16 protein-coding genes are annotated in these 19,332 nt (G+C 59.4%); 11 read left to right on the forward strand and 5 right to left on the reverse strand.

The window, feature by feature from the left end; all coding sequences use genetic code 11:
• Positions 1-80 precede the first annotated feature (80 nt).
• From BBI10_RS12515 to BBI10_RS12555, 9 genes are all read left to right on the forward strand, one after another.
• Entirely contained in the window at positions 81-827 is a 747-nt protein-coding gene (locus BBI10_RS12515) for an SDR family oxidoreductase (RefSeq protein ID WP_065988831.1), read from the forward strand.
• Positions 828-978: 151 nt separating this feature from the next.
• The gene (locus tag BBI10_RS28230; protein ID WP_065988832.1) at positions 979-3,561 is read left to right on the forward strand and encodes a M10 family metallopeptidase C-terminal domain-containing protein; all 2,583 of its coding nucleotides are present in this window, start codon (positions 979-981) and stop codon (positions 3,559-3,561) included.
• Between the two features lie 279 nt (positions 3,562-3,840).
• Entirely contained in the window at positions 3,841-4,872 is a 1,032-nt protein-coding gene (locus tag BBI10_RS12525) for a LacI family DNA-binding transcriptional regulator (RefSeq protein ID WP_065988833.1), read from the forward strand.
• Positions 4,856-5,860, forward strand: coding sequence for an ABC transporter substrate-binding protein (locus BBI10_RS12530; protein ID WP_065988834.1), 1,005 nt, complete (start codon positions 4,856-4,858; stop codon positions 5,858-5,860). Before BBI10_RS12525 ends, BBI10_RS12530 begins: the two co-directional genes overlap by 17 nt.
• 48 nt (positions 5,861-5,908) lie before the next feature.
• Positions 5,909-6,730: an ABC transporter permease gene (locus BBI10_RS12535; protein ID WP_197985849.1), complete on the forward strand. Its 822-nt coding sequence runs from the start codon at positions 5,909-5,911 to the stop codon at positions 6,728-6,730.
• Complete coding sequence (locus BBI10_RS12540; protein WP_065988836.1) at positions 6,727-7,521, forward strand: ABC transporter permease; 795 nt, start codon at positions 6,727-6,729, stop codon at positions 7,519-7,521. The genes BBI10_RS12535 and BBI10_RS12540 overlap by 4 nt, the downstream gene beginning before the upstream one ends.
• Positions 7,518-8,549, forward strand: a complete 1,032-nt coding sequence (locus BBI10_RS12545; RefSeq protein WP_065988837.1) for an ABC transporter ATP-binding protein — start codon at positions 7,518-7,520, stop codon at positions 8,547-8,549. Before BBI10_RS12540 ends, BBI10_RS12545 begins: the two co-directional genes overlap by 4 nt.
• Positions 8,550-8,571: 22 nt before the next feature.
• Positions 8,572-9,405 carry a phosphodiesterase gene (locus BBI10_RS12550; protein WP_065988838.1) on the forward strand — a complete coding sequence of 278 codons (834 nt, stop codon included), beginning with the start codon at positions 8,572-8,574 and terminating at the stop codon, positions 9,403-9,405.
• Positions 9,406-9,618: 213 nt separating this feature from the next.
• Positions 9,619-10,773 (forward strand): ATPase, encoded by a 1,155-nt coding sequence (locus tag BBI10_RS12555; protein WP_065988839.1) that lies wholly within the window; start codon positions 9,619-9,621, stop codon positions 10,771-10,773.
• 21 nt (positions 10,774-10,794) lie between these two features.
• Here the strand turns inward: BBI10_RS12555 and BBI10_RS12560 are convergent, their stop codons facing one another.
• The 5 genes from BBI10_RS12560 to BBI10_RS12580 form a co-directional block, all read right to left on the reverse strand.
• Positions 10,795-11,034, reverse strand: a complete 240-nt coding sequence (locus tag BBI10_RS12560; protein WP_065988840.1) for a hypothetical protein — start codon at positions 11,032-11,034, stop codon at positions 10,795-10,797.
• A 94-nt stretch (positions 11,035-11,128) separates the two neighbouring features.
• Positions 11,129-14,047 carry a GGDEF and EAL domain-containing protein gene (locus BBI10_RS12565; protein WP_065988841.1) on the reverse strand — a complete coding sequence of 973 codons (2,919 nt, stop codon included), beginning with the start codon at positions 14,045-14,047 and terminating at the stop codon, positions 11,129-11,131.
• Positions 14,048-14,078: 31 nt separating this feature from the next.
• Positions 14,079-14,930 (reverse strand): phosphate/phosphite/phosphonate ABC transporter substrate-binding protein, encoded by an 852-nt coding sequence (locus BBI10_RS12570; protein WP_065988842.1) that lies wholly within the window; start codon positions 14,928-14,930, stop codon positions 14,079-14,081.
• 335 nt (positions 14,931-15,265) lie between these two features.
• Positions 15,266-16,114 carry a Brp/Blh family beta-carotene 15,15'-dioxygenase gene (locus tag BBI10_RS12575; protein WP_065989067.1) on the reverse strand — a complete coding sequence of 283 codons (849 nt, stop codon included), beginning with the start codon at positions 16,112-16,114 and terminating at the stop codon, positions 15,266-15,268.
• A gap of 11 nt (positions 16,115-16,125) precedes the next feature.
• A complete protein-coding gene (locus tag BBI10_RS12580) occupies positions 16,126-16,818 on the reverse strand; it encodes a bacteriorhodopsin (protein WP_065988843.1) in 693 nt (230 codons plus the stop codon).
• A gap of 357 nt (positions 16,819-17,175) precedes the next feature.
• Between BBI10_RS12580 and BBI10_RS12585 the strand changes: the two genes are divergently transcribed.
• Together BBI10_RS12585 and BBI10_RS12590 are read left to right on the forward strand one after the other, a co-directional pair.
• The gene (locus tag BBI10_RS12585; protein ID WP_065988844.1) at positions 17,176-17,580 is read left to right on the forward strand and encodes a g-type lysozyme inhibitor; all 405 of its coding nucleotides are present in this window, start codon (positions 17,176-17,178) and stop codon (positions 17,578-17,580) included.
• Positions 17,581-17,678: 98 nt separating this feature from the next.
• Positions 17,679-19,316 carry an EAL domain-containing protein gene (locus tag BBI10_RS12590; RefSeq protein WP_244160354.1) on the forward strand — a complete coding sequence of 546 codons (1,638 nt, stop codon included), beginning with the start codon at positions 17,679-17,681 and terminating at the stop codon, positions 19,314-19,316.
• Positions 19,317-19,332: the final 16 nt, after the last annotated feature.

The raw sequence follows: 19,332 nt of genomic DNA on the forward strand, positions 1-19,332 counted from the left end.
TAGCGGATGGGCGATGATATTCAGTCCGGTTACCACAGCTTATCGTTGTGTCACTGTCAATCACGCGATGGATACACACCATGAAAACCATTCTGATCACCGGCTGCTCTTCGGGCTTCGGCCTGACTACCGCCCAATATTTTATCGACCGAAACTGGAAAGTTATCGCGACCATGCGCACGCCGGATGCAGCGCTTTTCAAAACGTCCGAACATCTGCGCGTGCTCGCGGTGGACGTCACCGACCCAGACAGCATCCAGAACGCGATCGACGTTGCCGGGCCGATTGATGTTCTGGTCAACAACGCCGGCATCGGACTGCTGGGCGCCCTCGAAGGCTGCTCGATGCAGAAGATCCGCAGCATCTTCGACACCAACACCTTCGGCACCATGGCGATGACTCAGGCCGTACTGCCGCAGTTCCGCCAGTGCAGCGCCGGGGTCGTCATCAACGTCACCTCCAGCGTGACGATCAAATCACTGCCATTGCTCAGCATCTACACGGCGAGCAAGGCGGCGGTAAATGCCTTCACCGAATCCCTGGCGCTGGAACTTGAGCCGTTCAACATTCGCGTCAACCTGGTACTGCCGGGGCGCGCACCGGGGACCGACTTCGGCAAAAACGCACAGCCCCGCATGCAGGGCAGCATTCCGGACGCGTATGCCGATCTGGCTCAACGCGTGTTTAGCGAGTGGTCGCAATCGACACTGGTGACCGAGGCCCAGGATGTCGCCGAAGCCATCTGGGGGGCGGCGAACGACCCTGGTTCGCCGATGCGCATCGCGGCGGGCGCGGATGCGGTCGCCTTGATGGGGGAGGCGGACTGACGATCCGCTGTTATCGCGGATCGTGCTGCCCATCCGACGAAAGCCCCTTCAAGGGAACTAACAATCAGGAACTCCACCGGTCCAAGCTGTTCCCCGAGCCGGTTGCGACAACCGGCTCACAGGTCGTCAGTTTTCCAGGCAGGAGCAGCGCATGAGCATCACCCCCACTTTTGATATCCGCAATTATGGCGCCAAGGGCGATGCCACTACTGACGATACCGTCGCCATCCAGAAGGCAATTGATGCCGCAAGCGCCGCGGGTGGGGGCAAGGTTTACATCCCTGGCGGCACCTGGCGGGTGTCGGACAGCGACGGTTCGGGCAACGCGCTCGCGCTGAAAAGCAACGTCACCCTCACCGGTGAGGGTGCCGGTGACAGCGTGCTCCAGTTGGCCGATGGCACCGGTTGGAACACCACGTCTCTGCTGGGCGTGGTGGCAGGCAGCACCGTGCGAGACGCCACCGTCAGCAATCTCACGCTGGATGGCAATCAGGCCAACGGCGGTGGGCAGGTCAGTGGCTGGTCCCAGTCGGGGGCGAACAGTACCAACCTGCTGATCGACGGCGTCACCGCGACGAACTTCAGCGGCAGTGGCTTCGACCTGACCGGCGCGTCGGTGCATCTGACAGTGCGCAACAGCACGGCCACCGACAACGCCTCCGACGGGTTTGCAGTGGGAGGTTCGCTGCCCGCACTGACCTTTCAGGACAACCGCGCGTTGGATAACGGCGCCAACGGCATCAATGTCGGCCTGGGCGGCGTAGCGGTTTCGCTGACAGACAACCAGGCGTCCGGCAACGCTGGCGACGGGATTTACGTCCATGAAGAAAGTGGCGTCGACACCGGCTTTTTCAGCGTCATCGGTGGCGACGTCTCCGGCAACGGCGGCGATGGCGTGCACATGCGCGGCATCGAATACGGCGGCGTGTATCGCCTCGACATCCACGGCAACGGCGGCTCGGGTGTCAATCTGCAAGGCACGACCCACATCGAGGTGTCCAACAACGTCATCCACACCAATGCGCAAGGCAATGACGTGCCGGAAGTGGCCATCCGCAACCTGGGCAGCGATAACGGCACGCAGAATTTCGTCTACGACAACCTGATCACCGGCGGCGCCGGATCGACCTGGGGCGTGGCCGAGGTGCCGTCGGACGTGGCAAGCGTGGAAGGCAGCGTGATCTTCGGCAACGTCATCAACGGCACTCAAGCCGGCGACATCAGCGCGGCGGGCAACGCAAGCCAGGTCTACAACAACAGCGATGTGCTGATCGTGCGCGGCAGTGCGGGCGCCGACACGCTGATCGGCAGCCGCTCGGACGAACTCATCAGTGGCGGGGCAGGGCGCGATCGCATCGATGGCGGCGCCGGTGATGATGTCATTCAGGGCGGTGCAGGCGCGGACCGCCTCAGCGGCGGAACGGGAAGCGACGTGTTTCGCTTTACCTCGGTCAGCGACAGCTACCGCACGGCCACCACGTCATTCACCGATCGCATCACCGATTTCAACGACACCAGCGACCGTCTCGACCTGACCCTGCTGGGATTGTCCGGCCTGGGCAATGGTCACGACGGCACGCTGAAAGCGACCTATAACGCTGGCACCAACATCACCTACCTCGCCAGCCTGGACGCCGATGCCGCCGGCAACCGTTTTCAACTGGCACTGGACGGCAACCACCTGAGCTCCCTGAGCGCGGCGAACTTCTTTTCGTCGATCACCGGCACGGCCAATGACGACAAGCTGCTGGGGACCGCTACCGACGACGTGCTGCTCGGCGGTGCAGGTCGCGATACGTTGTCCGGCGACGGCGGCGCGGATCGTCTGATCGGCGGCAGCGGCGGCGACACGCTGACCGGTGGCGCAGGCGCAGATACCTTCGTCTACACCCGCGTCAGCGACAGCCTGCGCAACGATGCCAGCGGCAGCTACGCGCAACGCGACCTGATCACGGATTTCAACAGCAACGGCCATGATCGCCTGGATCTCACCGCCTTGAATTACAAAGGCCTGGGCAACGGCTACGACGGCACGCTGAAAGTGGTGCTGAACCTCGCCGGCGATCAAACGGCATTGAAGTCGCTGGAGCCGGACGCCGACGGCAACCGCTTCGAAATCCTGCTCAGCGGCAATCACCTCTATGACCTGACCGCCAGCAACGTGCTGTTCGCCAACCCCGATGACACGCGCACCGATTCGTCCCAGCCGCTGACCTCAGTGAACGCCGCCGGCACGGCAGGCGCCGATACGCTGTATGGCGACTGGGGCAACGACACCTTGTTTGGCCTGGCGGGCGACGACGTGCTGGCCGGCAGCGTCGGCGATGATTTATTGGTTGGCGGTGCCGGCAGCGACAAGCTCACCGGCGGATCGGGCGAGGACACCTTCCGCTTTGATCACATCAGCGACAGCTACGTCGGGGCGGCGGACCTGATCACTGATTTCACCACTGGCCACGACACGCTGGATGTTTCGGCGCTTGGCTTTACCGGCCTGGGCGACGGGCGTAACGACACTCTGCAGGTCAGTTACAACGCCAACAGCGACCGCACCTACGTTCGCAGCAACGAAGCGGACAGCGCTGGCCAGAAATTCCAGGTCACCCTGGCGGGGGATTACAGCCACAGTCTGAAAGCCGAGGACTTTGCCTTCAGCGCCGCCGTTAATGCGGCTGAGATCAAGGTGGTGGGCGTGGCGGCGCCGATGGACCATGTGGTGCTGTCCGACGCCTGATCGCCGTCAATGCATGCGGTCTCTCAGGCTCCACGCGATCTCATTGCAGGACCGGCTTTAGCCGGGAAGAGGTCAGTCCTGACATCCCGTATTAACGGTGTGACACCTGACGCCTTCCCGGCTAAAGCCGGTCCTACAGTGGGTTGAGCCAGTCCGAGTTCCGCCTGGCAGTCAGTCCTGCCTCACCCAATGACTCCAATCTGTCACATCCTCGCCCCTGAAATGCCACATTGACACCTTAATGTCCTCGCCAATGAGATCGATCTCAAGCGAGTGATCATGAGTGACCTGAAAGACGTCGCACGGGTGGCCGGGGTTTCCAGAGCGACCGCCGCCCGTTGTTTCGCCTCCCCCGAAGTGGTACGCCCGACAACCCGTGACCAAGTATTCGCCGCCGCGCGAGAACTGGGTTTTCGGCCCAATCTGCTCGGCCGTCAGTTGCGCCTTCAAACCACCCAGCTCATTGGCGTCGTCGTGCCGAGCCTGCTCAACCCGGTGTTCGCCGAACAGTTTCAAGCCATGGAGCGCGCCGCGCGGTTGCGGGGCTACAACCTGCTGCTGGCGACCACCGACTACAGCGCCGAGCGGGAAAGCGCGGTGGTTGAAGAGCTGCTGCGCCAACGGGTCGACGGCCTGGTGCTGACGGTCACGGACGCCCACAGCAACCGCGTCCTGCAAAGCCTCAGCACCGAAGACACGCCCTTTGTTCTCGCCTATCACCAGCCCGGCAGCACCGAATACAGCGCCGTCTCGGTGGACAACCGTGCCGGCATGGCCCTGGCCACGCGCTATCTGCTGGAGGCCGGTCATCGACGCATCGGCATGGTCGCGGGGCCGACGCTGCAGTCCGACCGGGCGCGGCAGCGCTACGCCGGCTACTGCGACGCAATGGCTGAACACGGCCTGGCCGCCATGCCCATCATCGAAATGCCCAGCCACACCCAGGCCGATTTCACTGCGCTCGCGCCTTTATTAAGCGGACCTCACGCGCCGACGGCGCTGGTCTGCTCCAACGATTTGCTGGCGATCAGCCTGATCGCCGAACTGCGCCGCCACGGATGGGCGGTTCCTCAGCAACTGTCGATCATCGGTTTCGACGGCATCGACATCGGCACTCAGATGCACCCGACCCTGTGCAGCGTGGTCCAGCCGATTGCCGCCCTGGCCACCACCGTCATCGATCAATTGCTGGCGCAGATCGCCGGCGCCGCCCCGACTTCCCATTGCCTGCCGTGCCACATCCGGCCTGGTGAAAGTACTCAACCCTACAATCAGCCCTACGAGGAGACGCTCCATGATCCGCTTCAGTAAAACCCTGGCGGCACTGCTGCTGTGTGGCGTGGCCAGCCTGACCCAGGCCGCCGAAACCGCGATTTGCTACAACTGCCCGCCAGAGTGGGCGGACTGGGGCACCCAGCTCAAGGCGATCGCCGACAGCACCGGCGTGCAAGTGCCGCTGGACAACAAGAACTCCGGCCAATCCCTGGCGCAACTGGTGGCCGAGAAAGCCGCGCCGGTGGCGGACGTCGTGTATTACGGCGTGACCTTCGGTTTGCAGGCGCAGAAGGCTGGCGTCGTCGGCACCTACAAACCCAAAGGCTGGGAGCAGATTCCCGAAGGCCTGAAAGACCCGGAAGGCCACTGGTTCGCGATCCACTCCGGCACCCTTGGCATCATGGTCAATGTCGATGCCCTGGGCGGTTTGCCGGTCCCGCAGAGCTGGGCCGATCTGCTCAAGCCGGAATACAAAGGCATGGTCGGTTACCTTGATCCGTCCAGCGCGTTCGTTGGCTACGTGTCGGCCGTGGCGATCAACCAGGCCATGGGCGGCACCCTGGATAACTTCGCGCCGGCCATCGACTATTTCCAGAAACTGGCGAAGAACGCGCCGATCGTGCCCAAGCAGACCGCCTACGCCCGAGTGCTTTCAGGCGAGCTGCCGATCCTGGTGGATTACGATTTCAACGCCTACCGCGCCCGCTACAAGGACAAGGCCAATGTCGCCTTCGTCATCCCCAAGGAAGGCAGCATCAGCGTGCCCTACGTGATGAGCCTGGTCGCCAATGCCCCCCATCAGGCCAACGCCGAGAAGGTGCTGGATTTCGTGCTCTCCGAGCAGGGCCAGGCGCTGTGGGCCAAAGCGTATCTGCGCCCGGTTCGTGCGATGAAAATGCCGGCCGACGTGGCCGCGCAATTCCTGCCTGACAGCGATTACGCCCGCGCCGGTGTGGTGGATTACCAGCACATGGCCGACGTGCAGGAAGCCTTTTCGGCGCGTTACCTGAGCGAGGTCAAGTAAGTGAGCAGCACGGTGTTGAAGGCGCACAACGTGGCCGCGGGTGGGTTGTTGAAACGGCGTTTGCGCCCGACGGCCGCTTGGGCCCTCGCACCCGCCGCGGCGGTACTGGCGGCGTTCTGGCTGCTGCCATTGGCGCACCTGATAGTGCTCGGCGGACAGCAACGGGACGGCGCCGGCAGCGGTTACTGGCAAGTGCTCAGCAGCCCGCAGTATCTGGGCAGCCTGGCGCAAACCTGTGTGCTCGCCGCCGTGGTGACCCTCGCCGCGCTGTTGGTCGGCGGCATCACCGGCGTGTTTCTCGCCCGTCAGCGTTTTTTCGGTCGCACCACACTGGTGGCGCTGCTGACCTTTCCGCTGGCGTTTCCTGGCGTGGTGGTGGGCTTTCTGGTGATTCTGCTGGCAGGGCGGCAGGGGCTGTTCGCGATGCTCGGCCTGAAACTGGCGGGTGAGCGCTGGGTGTTCGCCTATTCCCTGGCGGGGCTGTTCCTCGGCTACCTGTATTTCTCGATTCCCCGAGTGATCCTCACGATTATGGCCGCCTGCGAAAGCCTCGACCGCAGCCTGGAGGAGGCCGCCCACTCCCTAGGCGCCGGGCACTGGCGCGTGGTGTGTGACGTGATCATTCCAGGGCTCGCGCCAGCGCTGGTGTCCTGCGGGGCGATCTGTTTCGCCACGTCCATGGGCGCGTTCGGCACGGCGTTCACCCTCGGCACCCAGCTGAACGTCACCCCCGTGGCGATCTACAACGTGTTCACCAACTACGCCAACTTCACTGTCGCGGCGGCGCTGTCGGTGGTGCTCGGCGCGCTGACCTGGGCGGTGTTGCTGCTCGCGCGGCGCATGGTCAAGCAATCGAGGACGGTCCTGTGAAGCGCTCTTCGCTGTTCATCGCGCAGCTGCTGTTCACGCTGCTGGTCTGCGCCTTCATGCTGGTGCCGGTGCTGATGTCCTTGGTGGCCGGGCTCACCCGCAATTACTTTCAGGGCGTGTCCAGCGGACTGACCTTCGACTGGATCGCGCAAGTCTGGCAGGCCTATTCGCCGACGGTGTGGCTGTCCCTGCAACTGGCGGTGGCGTGTGCGGTGTGCGTCTGCGTGATCGGCGTCCCGGCGGCCTATGCGCTGGTGCGGATGAACAACCGCTTCAGTCGCGCCTTCGAGGAATTGATGGTCTTGCCGGTGGCGATGCCCGGCCTGGCCAGCGCCCTGGCCCTGCTGCTGACCTACGGCCAGTTCGGCAGTTTTCGCAGCAGTTGGCTGTTCATCCTCGTCGGCCATGTGCTGTTCACGTTGCCGTTTCTGGTGCGGCCAGTGATGGCGGTGATGCAGCGTCAGCACCTGCCGACGCTGGAGGAGGCCGCCGCCAGTCTCGGTGCCGGGCCGTTGCGACGGTTCTTCAGCGTGGTGGTGCCCAACTGCCGGGCGGGGATTCTCGCCGGCGTGCTGATGGTGGTGACGCTGTCCCTGGGCGAATTCAACCTGACGTGGATGCTGCACACGCCCATGACCAAAACCCTGCCGGTCGGTCTTGCGGATAGTTACGCCTCGGCGCGGCTGGAAGTCGCCAGCGCCTACACCCTCATATTTCTGCTGATGATCGTGCCGCTGCTGGTGGCGTTGCAGGCCATCAGCGCGCGCCTTTCCCGTGGAGAGCAAAGATGACTGGAACCACGCTGCGCCTGATCGGCTGCCGCAAGGCTTTCTCCGACGGCACTGTTGCCGTTCACGACCTCAACCTGACCATCGAGGCGGGGGAGACCCTGGCGATCCTCGGCCCGTCCGGTTGCGGTAAAACCACCACCCTGCGGATGATCGCCGGGCTGGAGCGGCCGGACGTAGGCCAGGTGTTGTTCGGTGATCATGACGTCACCCGTCTGCCCATCGAGCGTCGCGACGTCGGCATGGTCTTTCAAAATTACGCGCTGTTCCCCAACCTCACCGTGGAAGGCAACATCGCTTATGGCCTGAAGGTGCGCGGCATGTCTGTTGCCGAGCGCAACAAACGCTGCGCCGAACTGCTGGAACTGGTCGGCCTGCAAGAGCACGCCAAACGCGGCATTCATGAGCTGTCCGGCGGACAGCGTCAGCGGGTGGCGTTGGCCCGCGCGCTGGCGCCACGGCCGAAAGTCCTGCTGCTCGACGAACCCCTCGCGGCACTGGACGCGCAACTGCGTGAACGCCTGCGCAGCGAACTCGATCAGCTGTTGCGCAGCCTCGGCATCACCTCAGTGTTCGTCACCCACGATCAGGGCGAAGCCATGGCCTTGGGCGACCGGATTCTGGTCATGCAGCAAGGGCGCATCGCCCAGCTCGGCACGCCGCGTGAAATCTATCAGCAGCCGGCCAATCCTTTCGTGGCCGGTTTCGTCGGCAACCTCAATGCCTTTTCGGTGGCAGGCCGTACCGTCAACGGCCTGAAAGTCAGCGGCGGCGAGCTGCCCTGGGCTGAGGCGAGTGAGCCATCCACGGTGTATTGCCGGCCTGAGCATCTGCGGGTGGTGACGCGCGAAGGGCACCTGCACGGGCGTTTGCTGGGACAGTTTTTTCAGGGCGCGCAAAGCCGCTTGCTGATTGAGGTCGGCGCCGCGCAACCGCTGCTGGTCGACAGCGCCGACAGCGTTATTCATGCGCCGGGCGATCTCATTGCCCTGGCCATCGAGCCGCAGGCGCTGTTCGCCCTGCACCCGTGATCCTTGTTTAAGTGAGTTGAATGTGAACGCCCCGTTTCTCATCGCGCAGATCAGCGATCTGCACCTTAAAGCCGGCAACAAGCTGACCTATGGCGTGGTCGACACCCTCGGCGCCTTGCGTCGCGCGGTCGATCATCTGAACGCCAGCACGCCGCGGCCGGACATCGTGGTGATCAGTGGCGACCTGGTGGACTTCGGTCGGCCGGATGAATACGCCGTCCTGCACCCCGAGCTGGCGCGCCTGAGCATGCCGTATTACCTGGTGCCCGGTAATCACGACGTCCGCGAGCACCTGCTGGCCGAATTTGCCGATCACGTTTACCTGCCGCTCTGTCCCCAGTCGCCCCTGGATTGGGTCGTCGAAGAGCACCCGGTGCGTCTGATCGGACTGGACTCGACGATCCCCGGTGCCCACGGCGGCCAAGTGCTGGACAGCCAGATGGCCTGGCTGGATGACGTGCTCGGTCGGCGCCCGGAGGTGCCGACCCTGGTGATCATGCACCACCCGCCGTTTGTCACCGGTATCGGCCACATGGAGCGCGAAGCGTTCATTAACGGGGCGGCGCTTGAGCAGGTCATCACACGGCACCCGCAAGTCGAACGGGTGCTGTGCGGTCATTTGCATCGGCCGATGCAACGGCGCTTCGGCGGCAGCATCAGTTGCACCTGCCCGGGCACCTCGCACCAGATCGTGCTCGACCTGCGCGACGACGCCCCGGCGCATTTCAACCTCGAGCCGGCGGGCTATCTGCTGCATCGCTGGGAAGCGGAGCAGGGCCTGGTGACCCACAACGGCGTGTTCGGTGATTACCCGGGGCCGTACCCGTTTTACGACGCTCAGGGGTTGATCGATTAGGCACGCCCCATCTCGGTGGACTGTCCTTACGCTTTGGCCTGGCGGCGCCCGAATGTTCTGCGGGCGCTGATGGTTGGCGTACGACTGAATTGGGTTACCTATAATCAGTCTATAGTCGTTCTATAATCGCCTATAAACGTAGATTTCACCCATATCTATAATTGGTCTATAGTCACTCTATAATTGCCTATAGAGCTGTGCAGAGAGCTACAAATGCCTGAAATCCTCTACCACCGTCCCGAGCTGGCCACCCGGCTCTCCAAGCTGATCATGCAGGTGTCGGTGGGCAGTTCCGCCAGCTCCGGCGTCTTCCTGGCAGCGCCACGGCGTACCGGCAAATCCACCTTCGCACGTGAAGACCTGCGGCCTGCGCTGGAAAAAGCGGGTGCGATTGTGTTGTATGCCGACCTCTGGCAAGACCTCACCAAAGACCCAGGTCTGGTCATCGTGGAAGCCATCCGCGAAGCGGTGGGTCGCAGCGACGGTTTCATCACACGGCTGGCCAAGGCGTCCGGCGTGGAGAAGGTCGTTGTCGGCGGCTTGAACTTCAGCGTGGATAAAATCGGGCTTGGCAGGGACATCGACCTCACCACGGCGCTGGTGGCGCTCTCCGACGAATCAAAGAAGCTCATCGTGCTGATGATCGATGAAGCGCAACACGCGATCACTACCGAGGCGGGTGTGGCGGCGCTGTTCGCACTCAAGGCGGCGAGGGACGAACTCAACAGCTCCCGGCACCATGGCCTCCGTATCGTCTGCACCGGCTCGAACCGGGACAAGCTGGCCATGCTGCGCAACAGCAAGGATCAGGCGTTCTTCGGCGCGTCGATGGTGCCTTTCCCGACGCTCGATCAGAACTACATCGACTGGCTGTGCGCCAATATCGACCTGCCATCTCCGCTCGATCCGGCAGAAGTGTTCCAGCTGTTCAAAGAAAGTGGCTATCGGCCCGAATTGCTTGGCGCAGCAGCTGATGCTATTCGCTTCGACTTTTTCATCGACCCTGAAAATGTACCTGAGCGTTTTGCCGAGCTGGTCCGGTCGCAGGCGGATGAGCTGAACGCGAACCTCAAGAAGGTGATCCACAGCCTGACCCCGATCCAGTCGGCCGTCATTCGCGTCATGGGCAGCATGGGCGATAACTTCGCCCCGTTCGAGGCGCCCACCATGGCGTTGTACGCCACAGCGATGAAGCAGTCAGGCGTTGCCGAAAGTGCCATCAAGGTTGAGGTGCCGGGGGTGCAACAAGCGCTCATTGCCTTGCAGGAAAAGAACCTGGTCTGGAAGGCTTCCCGGGGCGTTTACGCGGTGGATGAGCACGTGATCGTTGATCTGCTCCGTGCCGACGGGCTGCTGGACGGCTTGTAGCGTCGCGGCAGCCCGCAACCGTCACCTCTTAAGGGCTATCGCCTCTTGGACAAGGCACTCAAGGGCAAATTGCTCGGTGTAGGTCATCTGAATCGGGGTGGTCTCGCCCTTGACGGTCCTTTCGCCATCCAGGATGTAGCGGATGCGCTTGTCAGTCACACCGATACGCTTTGCGATCCACGAAGGTGTTTGGCCAATCCGCGAGATCAGCTTGTCAGCGTATTCGGTGGAGGGATTATAGAGTTCTGCGTTGGGTGTCATGTGACGTCCAGGTAGAAGTCGGGCGGGGTGCCCGAGGAGATTGCCACACAGTGTGTCAACAACTGGAGAGTGTGGCGACCTCAATATCACGGGTTTACGCAACATCAGGCTCGGCAAATTTTATGTCCAGCGTACGTGACGACTTGATCATCGCAGCGCACTCATCCCTCGGTACGGGTCTGCTGAAAAGATAACCCTGTATCTGATCGCAGCCATGTTTCACCAGCAGCTCCAGTTGCTCGAATGTTTCGACCCCTTCGGCAATGACCTTCAAGTCCAGCTCATGCGCCAATACGATGACCGCTCGGGTGATCGCCTCGTCTTCATGATTGCTCATGATGTCTTTAATGAACATTCTGTCTATTTTGAGGATGTCGATAGGGAATCGCTTCAAGTAGGCAAGGCTGGAATAACCCGTTCCGAAATCGTCGACCGAAAGGCCTATCCCGTATGACTTGATGTCTCGAAGTATTTCAACCGCCGACTCGGGTTCAATCATCAACACCGATTCAGTGAGCTCGAACTCTAAAAGAGTAGGGTTGATACCGTATTCTTCCAGGATATGTTTGACGATGTTGGCCAGGCCTTTTACCTGAAGCTGCCTGGCGGACAGGTTGATGGCGATGGGTACCAGTCTGATATGACTGTCTTCCCAGCTTTTCAACGTCTCACAGACTTTCCGAATCACCCACTCGCCCACCGGAATGATCAGGCCGGTCTCCTCAAGCATGGGAATAAAATCAGCGGGAGACACCAGGCCGAGCGAGGGATGATTCCACCTTAACAAAGCCTCCAGGCCACTGATGCTGCCATCTGCGAGGCTGACCTTTGGCTGGAAATGCAGAATAAATTCATCGCGTTCCAGCGCACCCCGTAAGAGTGTTTCAGTTTGCAAGCGTTTAACGGCACTTTCGTTCATCTCGGCGTTATAAAACTTGAAATTATTACGCCCACTTTTTTTCGCATGGTACATGGCGGTATCCGCATTCTTGAGGATGACGCCGGCGTCATCTCCGTCAAACGGATAATTGGCGATGCCCACGCTTGCTGAAACAAATATGTCCTGGCCGCGAAGGTTGAACGGCTTCTCCATTGCGTCAACAACATGGGCCGCCAGGGATTTGATGAAACTTGCCGAGTAGACAGGGTGTGTGACCACAATCGAGAACTCATCCCCGCCCAGTCGCGCAACCATGCTGTTCTCATCGATGTACTCTTCCAGACGTCGACTCGCCTGGATAAGCAACTCATCGCCCACGGAATGCCCCATGGTGTCGTTCACGGTTTTGAATCTGTCGAGATCGATAAAGATGACGCTTATTGCAGATGGCGCGGAGGCTGTGCGGCTGATTGCAGCGTGCAGGTAATTATTGAGAAACCAGCGATTGGGCAAGGTGGTGAGCGAATCATTCTCGGCAAGATGGGTGAGTTTTTTCTTCGCGTCATCCCTTTCAAGCGCGGCTGCCAACAGGTTTGCCAATGTCTGGATGTAGCTAACATCTTCACGGGTAAACACGTAGTCAGTGGTGGCATACACCCCAAGAACGCCCTTGAAAACGTCCCTGCACGATATATCAACTTCCAGGGTGCTTCTGATGCCATGGGTTTCCACTGTGTCATCAGTCAACAGCTTGTAGGTGTCATCAGCTCCATCGGAAATAATGGCAAGCTCAGTCGAAGCGCCCATACGGCTGGACACTTGGCTCGCGTAGCTGCGGCGGATGTCATCGTGGGTCAGGCCAATCTCAGCGCTGAGGATCACCCCGTGACTCACTTGGTCAACGACTGATAGCGCTGCCTTGCTCATTTTTAAACCTTGCGCCGCTGTTAGCGCCGCCAGTTGACCCAGGGCTCTGACGTTCTCCTCGGTCAATGCCTGCTGGCCAAACAAGGCGATCAGGTTTTGCCTTCTGGAGTTATCCAGAATGGCGACCTCAAACTCTATTCGGTCGGTGATATCGATGTCGATGCAGATATATTTTTCAACGCCGCCCCTGTCATCGAGGATCGGGATGATGGTGCGTTGATGCCATTTATCTGTCCCGGCACGACCTGAAAGCCTGACCTCACCGTTCCACACTTCACGTTCAGGTGTCCATTGCCACGGCTGAGTGGCGCAATACATGCCGTTCCAGACTTCATCGATCGTCAACGCCAGAAGCTCAGCGCGAGAACGCTGGGCGCTCGACACGAATCGTTCGTTAACATAGGTAATACGGCCGGAGGGTGAAAATTCGCAAACGATCGAAACCTCATCCAGGGCATTCTTATGCTGCACCAATGTGTTCATCAACGATTCAATGCGCTGACCAAAGTGGTTGCGCATACTGGCTGCCGTACGGTTTACCGCCTTTATAGCCTCCTGTATTTCCACGGGCGCATCGGCCACCAACATCGCTTCTGCTGCCACCGCACCCGAAGCGATTTCCGCTTCATAAGAGTGAAGCTTGTCCAGGTGTGCGAGCGACCGTTTGATCATGAACCCCATCAACAGCAAACTGGTCAGCAGAAAAAGCACTGCCAGTACGGTCGCCTGCACCACCAACGTACACAGTTCAGCCGCAATTTTCTCGGCATTGAAAGACAGGCGCATCACGCCATAATCTTTGCCCCCGATCGTTATCGGACGGTTGACATCGAATAACCGTGCAGCCACCTCGGATTCTATCCACGCAGGGGCTCTTCCAGCAGGCGCCTTGGGTGCCTGCAGACGAATGACGCCACCTGACAGGTCAATAAACATGGCCGACTTGAACGGTGAGCGAGACAGGGTTTTTTCGAGGGTCCTTTTGATGGTGTCGTAATCGCCGATGATGACGCTTTCTTCAACGGCCTGTGCCGCCACCTCTATCAGCATGTTAGCGCTGTCTTGTATCTCTTCAATGTGCTGGAGCATCTGGTTTTTATAAAAAAGACCCAGCCCGGTTGTCAGAAATACCACGATCAAAATGGACAGCATCGCCAATATGCGCGACGTCAGTGATCTGGGCATCAGGCTTTTAAAGAAATTCATTAACAGCCTCTCCCGCTAGGTGTGAGATTGATTACTTATGGTTTGCTGGAGCGCTGTTATAAAAATCGCGATAGGACGCATAATCCGCTTCCGTCGCAGGAATAAACTTGATCGGTTCAGGTGCATGGACGAGCTCAGTCGCGTCATGAAGAATTTTGCTGCCTTCACTATCATATTGCATATTAAAAAATGCATCGGCGACCGCCGTCAGTTCTTTTTGAGACACTCTGGGGGAGGCCATGAGGGCTAAATCGTTGAACAAGGACGAGTTCCACAGTACGCGGAACGACTTGCCTTCTCTCTCGGTGTAGCCGCTGACCAGCTGTGAATTAACCCCCATTGCCTGGGCCTTGCCACTGATCAGCTGGCTGAACGCACCATCCATGTTTCCTGCAAACACCGTAGACGTATTTATCCCTTTCTTTACCAATTCGGCGCTGGTGACTTTATAAGCGATGAACGCTTCGGGTCCCGGGTACACGACTTCTTGGCCTTCCAGTTCAGCAAGGCTATGGATGGGGGAATCGGCAGGTACCACGATTTGCCCTTCCAGGGGAGGGGCGTCACGGCGACCAAACACCTTCCAACCCATTTTGTCCCGCTCTGGACTGAAAAGATGGTTGGTAAAAGCGAAATCAACTTCTTGTGCGAGCACATAACTGGTGGTGTCGGAGGAGGTACGCCCTAATTTCAGGGTCAGGTTCACGCCGCTTTTATCGGACACGTACCGAATGATGGGGTTCCAGAAACTGGCTGAGAGATTAAGGTTGTATTGATTGACCGGCGAAAAATTGTAGACTTTAACGTCTTCGGCACTCGCCACATTTGACAACCCAAAAGACAGCGCAATAATAAAAGCTTTGCAGGTTAGGCGTAACGTCACGTGTTCACTCCAGCGGTAGACTAGCTTCTGACCCAACGGTGATTAAAGTTAAATCAAACTCATCAATCCAATATAATCGGCCGGGCGCGGGGGATCTTAAGCACCCTTTGCTTAAATAATTAGTTAAGTCTATTGGATCCACTAATCCGCCCGCATTGATCCCTGTGATAAGGCCGTTACCCCATACTCATTTGGATGAGGGAGGTGATTGGAGGAAGAGCCCTTATTCCGACAGTGGATGCATTCCTGATGGTGACGCGTCTGGCCCGCCCGGGCATTCGTCTTGGTAGAAGCAAGGCGACCTGAGTGGGTCAAAGAGTTAGTGTGCGGGTCAGTTACCGCTCAACCACTCGCGCTTCCGAGGGTGGCTGGCCGTCTATACCCGCCGCTTTACCCACTGGCAGAAAACGCGGCAATACGATCATGTGCGGTACTGCAAAGGCCGTTAATACAGCGAACAGCGCGCGGATTCCGGTGCCTTCCTGCAGCAGGAAGACAAGACCTCCAACCACGATGAACAGGGCAGCGCCCAGGCATATTGGCCAAGTGAGGCGCAGGTAGGCAGACAGGTGAGGCGCGCCCAACAGACGCTGGCGAACCTGGGTCTGAGGCGCGGCGTGCAAGCTATAAAATCCAACAGCGAAGCCGACGAGGGGTGGTAACAGCACCACGGCAAACAGCGTGGCCGCTAACCACAGGCTGCGTTGGCGCCAGGAGGCCAGCAGCAATACCGGTAGCGCGATGACGCCGCTTGTGGCGAGCAACCACGTCAGCCGTTCCGCCAGTCCATGGGGTTCGCCCGAGCCGATGGTTAACGCGAGCAACCGGGCGACCTCTGTTCCATGCACCACTGCCGGACCGCCAATGATGAAGAGCCCCAACGCCAGCGATGTCAGCCGCTCGTGGAACAATTCGTCTTCATGGAAAAAATGCCAGGCCGACAGCACCAGAAACAACAGGAGTGCTGTCGCACTTGCCAGCTGCCAGCAGAGTAGACACCCAAGGGCTGTCGCCAGGTAGGAAAAGAGGAAAGCGGGGCGTCGTGCCGTTGCCACCAGATGCATATCGCTTACCCCGTGGAGAAGCCCCAGGCCCAACCCTACCGCCAGCGCAAACGTCATCTGCGTCGCTGCCCCGGCCAGGCTGGCAATCACGGCGGTCGACAGCATGACTAGCCAGCCCATCCTGTTCACTTTCAGGCGCCTGACTTCGCCAGAGCGGCGTGCAACTTGCGCTCGGAGGTGAAGGCGTACACGACCTTGGCCAGAACATCGAGGACCAGGAAGATCCAGATGGTTGCGGCATCGCTTACCATCCATATCCCCTCTGGCCCGATGGCGAAAACAACCGGGTAGATCAACCAGAGCACAGTGAGAAAACCGATATTTTTACGGTACGCCGCGCCAATGGCCGGATGCTGCCCGGCGATATTCGCCAGTGGCTTCCACAGCAGATAAAGCACACCGACAAAAGCCGCGCACGACCAGGCAAAAAATACCCATTTCAAAGTGCCGTAAGGCGCCAACGAGGCGATCAGACCGGCCACTATCATCATCACATCCAGGGTCACGATAGACGCCACGAAGCCGGCTTGGCCTTCCTGCTCACGGGCGCCCAGATACGCCGAACTAACGACCCCGGCCAGCAGCAGAGGCGTGGTTAAGGCCCAGTCGACGTAGCGAGCGAGATAGGTAACGCTGTCGTCCGGTTTGATCAGGTTGCCCACGCCCAGGTACATGCAGAGGTAGGCCGTTGCCGCAATGAAAGGGACGGCGGAGTGGACCAGTGTGTGGCCGCGCAATGGGCCGCTGTGAGCGCCTTTGGCGTAGATGGCCAACGAGGCAAGCGACATGATGACGAAGCCCAGGAGCAGAGGTATTGGGGTCATTGGGGTGTCCAGATAGTCTATGAGATCCGCTTGGCGACACCATCTTCCAATTAAGAGGGGCTTTGCCGAGCGCTGCAGTCAGATAGAGAAGTCACGGACTAAAATGGTTCAAGATGTTTCGCTGGTGCTGACAGACTCCGCTCCCTGGGCCTGCATTCCCCACATTCACCACCAGGTTGCTCCGGGATCAACGTCGTCGATCCGAGCAGCCCGAAAAAGTGACGCTATGATGGCTACAGATAACTCGCCTGTCTGGCTTGAACGTGTCGGTCGGTGATCAGCTATCGGATTCTGCGTAGCGCATCCTCCAAGGCGTTGCGCAGGTGCTGCTTAAAGCCACTTTCCAAGGGGGCGCATATGAACAAAGCGATACTTTACGGTCTTGCACTCACGTTCAGTTCTTCACTGTGTTGGGCTGCCGATAAAGTGACGACTGTGCCGGTCAGCTTTGCCAAGGGGACAAACAGTACGAAGGTCAACGGATCATTCAACGGCTATGACAGCGTCCAGTACACGCTGTCTGCCAGGTCAGGTCAGCACATGACGGTACGGATCACGGGCAGTCGCAATGCCAACTTCAACGTGTTTGCGCCTGGCGACAAGCCCGGTCAATCCGCAGCATTGGGCAGTGGTGGTGTTGATGCGGATTGGTCCGGGGCGTTACCGACGTCGGGCAAGTACACGGTGCAGGTGTTTCAGATGCGCGCATCAGCCAGGCGTAGTGAGGCGGTGCCCTATGCGATCACCTTCAGCATCGACTGATCTGCCGCAACTGGCCGCTGATATGGATTGAAAGTTGTCTTGGTGACGCCGGATTTCTGCGCACTGACAACGATGGATGGCCGAGGAGCGGGCCAGTAATGTTCGGCCGGGATAAGCTATCGTTGCGAAGTAAGCAGTCAGTCCTTTTCTCTATCACCAAGGCGGGGCCGATGCGGTCGTCTGTAATCTGGCAGGGCGTAATTGCAAGTACTCTCGTCACGTGTCTGACAGTAGGCGTGATGGGCGGAGTGGGATGGCTGCTAACGCTGCACAGCACCGAGCGCCAGCTGGAAGAAATTGCGGTGTTATTGTCGCAGCGTGCCCAGTCGACGCTGTTACAGGCTTCCGATGCACTGAAGTCAGTTGCCGCCAGCGAGTTGCGCCCCTGTAGCCCGGAGAGCATCGATCAGATGCGTCTTGTTGCGGTAAACACGCTGTCAGTGAAATCGGTGGGTTATATCCACGAGGACATTTTCGTGTGTGGCTCGTGGGGAATGATCGGCAGGAAAATAGAGGCACGGCCCGCGGATTTTACGACTGACGATGGCGTAAAGATCTCGATCGGCGTGTCGCCCTTGTTTGAATCATCCAAGCCAATGATGGCTCTGGAATACACGGCGTTTAACGTTCTGGTGGATTCAGAGCAACTGTTGGATGTGCTGTTCGATCATCGTGTCAGGCTGGCGATAGCCACCCGTAACGGCGATCTCGTACGTGCGAGCGATCACGGCACTCAAAGCATCGTCACCCTGGCGCATTCGGGCCCGACAAAAGGACTTAAGGACGGCTACTTGTATACGTCGGTCCGCCAGGGCTCCTGGATAGCAGTTGCGGCGATTCCCCGTGCCGAACTGATGCGCATGCTTGTCCGCCACGCGCTGTACATGATCCCACTGGGTCTGTTACTGGCAGTTGTGCCGGTATTCGGTATTGTCCGCCTGTCTAAGCGCCGTCTTTCACCTCTGGCAGAACTTGAACGCGCAGTGAAGAACCATGAGTTCGTGGTCCATTACCAGCCCATCATCGAGCTGGCACATGGACGCTGCGTGGGTGCCGAGGCGCTGGTACGGTGGATCAAGCCAGGTCATGGATCCGTCCCTCCTGATGCGTTCATTCCGTTGGCAGAACAGAGCGGATTGATCCTGGCCATGACCGATCAGGTCATGAGTCAAGTGATATACGATCTCGGCACTCTGCTGTTGAATGATCGTTCAATGCATGTGGCCATCAACTTGTCTGCAGCTGACGTAAGCAGTGGCCGGTTCATCACCGTGCTGGACGGGATAAGAGAGCGGGCAGGGATACTGCCATCACAGATCTGGCTGGAAGCAACCGAAACCGGGTTCATGGACTTGGAAGCGGCAAAAGACACCATCAGCAGAGCTCAGGCGTCGGGCTATGTGATGGCGCTGGATGATTTCGGGACCGGGTATTCAAGTCTGCAGTATTTGCAACAGCTACCGCTGGATATCCTGAAAATCGACAAGTCTTTCGTCGTTGGCATTGCCCACGCTGAAAAGGCAGCGGTCCTTTTGGACCAGTTGATCAACATCGCTGAATCGTTGGGACTGGCTGTTGTGGCGGAAGGGGTCGAGACAGCAGAACAGTTGGCCTATCTGCGTTCCCGCAACGTTCGCTATGCCCAGGGTTGGCTGTTCGCCAAAGCGATGAGCGCAGAAGGGTTCATCTCTTATGTGGGCTCGGAAGAACGCACTGTCGCGAAAGCAGATGGATGAGCCGCCGCTGCCAATC

It is taken from the genome of Pseudomonas graminis, from assembly GCF_001705435.1.
GTDB classification, from domain to species: domain Bacteria; phylum Pseudomonadota; class Gammaproteobacteria; order Pseudomonadales; family Pseudomonadaceae; genus Aquipseudomonas; species Aquipseudomonas graminis_B.

Excerpts from the sequence above, each read along its gene's own strand:
- BBI10_RS12515 (WP_065988831.1), top strand. The coding sequence starts at position 81 with ATGAAAACCATTCTGATCACCGGCTGCTCTTCGGGCTTCGGCCTGACT.
- BBI10_RS28230 (WP_065988832.1), top strand. The coding sequence starts at position 979 with ATGAGCATCACCCCCACTTTTGATATCCGCAATTATGGCGCCAAGGGC.
- BBI10_RS12525 (WP_065988833.1), top strand. The coding sequence starts at position 3,841 with ATGAGTGACCTGAAAGACGTCGCACGGGTGGCCGGGGTTTCCAGAGCG.
- BBI10_RS12530 (WP_065988834.1), top strand. The coding sequence starts at position 4,856 with ATGATCCGCTTCAGTAAAACCCTGGCGGCACTGCTGCTGTGTGGCGTG.
- BBI10_RS12545 (WP_065988837.1), top strand. The coding sequence starts at position 7,518 with ATGACTGGAACCACGCTGCGCCTGATCGGCTGCCGCAAGGCTTTCTCC.
- BBI10_RS12555 (WP_065988839.1), top strand. The coding sequence starts at position 9,619 with ATGCCTGAAATCCTCTACCACCGTCCCGAGCTGGCCACCCGGCTCTCC.
- BBI10_RS12560 (WP_065988840.1), bottom strand. The coding sequence starts at position 11,034 with ATGACACCCAACGCAGAACTCTATAATCCCTCCACCGAATACGCTGAC.
- BBI10_RS12565 (WP_065988841.1), bottom strand. The coding sequence starts at position 14,047 with ATGAATTTCTTTAAAAGCCTGATGCCCAGATCACTGACGTCGCGCATA.
- BBI10_RS12575 (WP_065989067.1), bottom strand. The coding sequence starts at position 16,114 with ATGGGCTGGCTAGTCATGCTGTCGACCGCCGTGATTGCCAGCCTGGCC.
- BBI10_RS12580 (WP_065988843.1), bottom strand. The coding sequence starts at position 16,818 with ATGACCCCAATACCTCTGCTCCTGGGCTTCGTCATCATGTCGCTTGCC.
- BBI10_RS12585 (WP_065988844.1), top strand. The coding sequence starts at position 17,176 with ATGAACAAAGCGATACTTTACGGTCTTGCACTCACGTTCAGTTCTTCA.
- BBI10_RS12590 (WP_244160354.1), top strand. The coding sequence starts at position 17,679 with ATGTTCGGCCGGGATAAGCTATCGTTGCGAAGTAAGCAGTCAGTCCTT.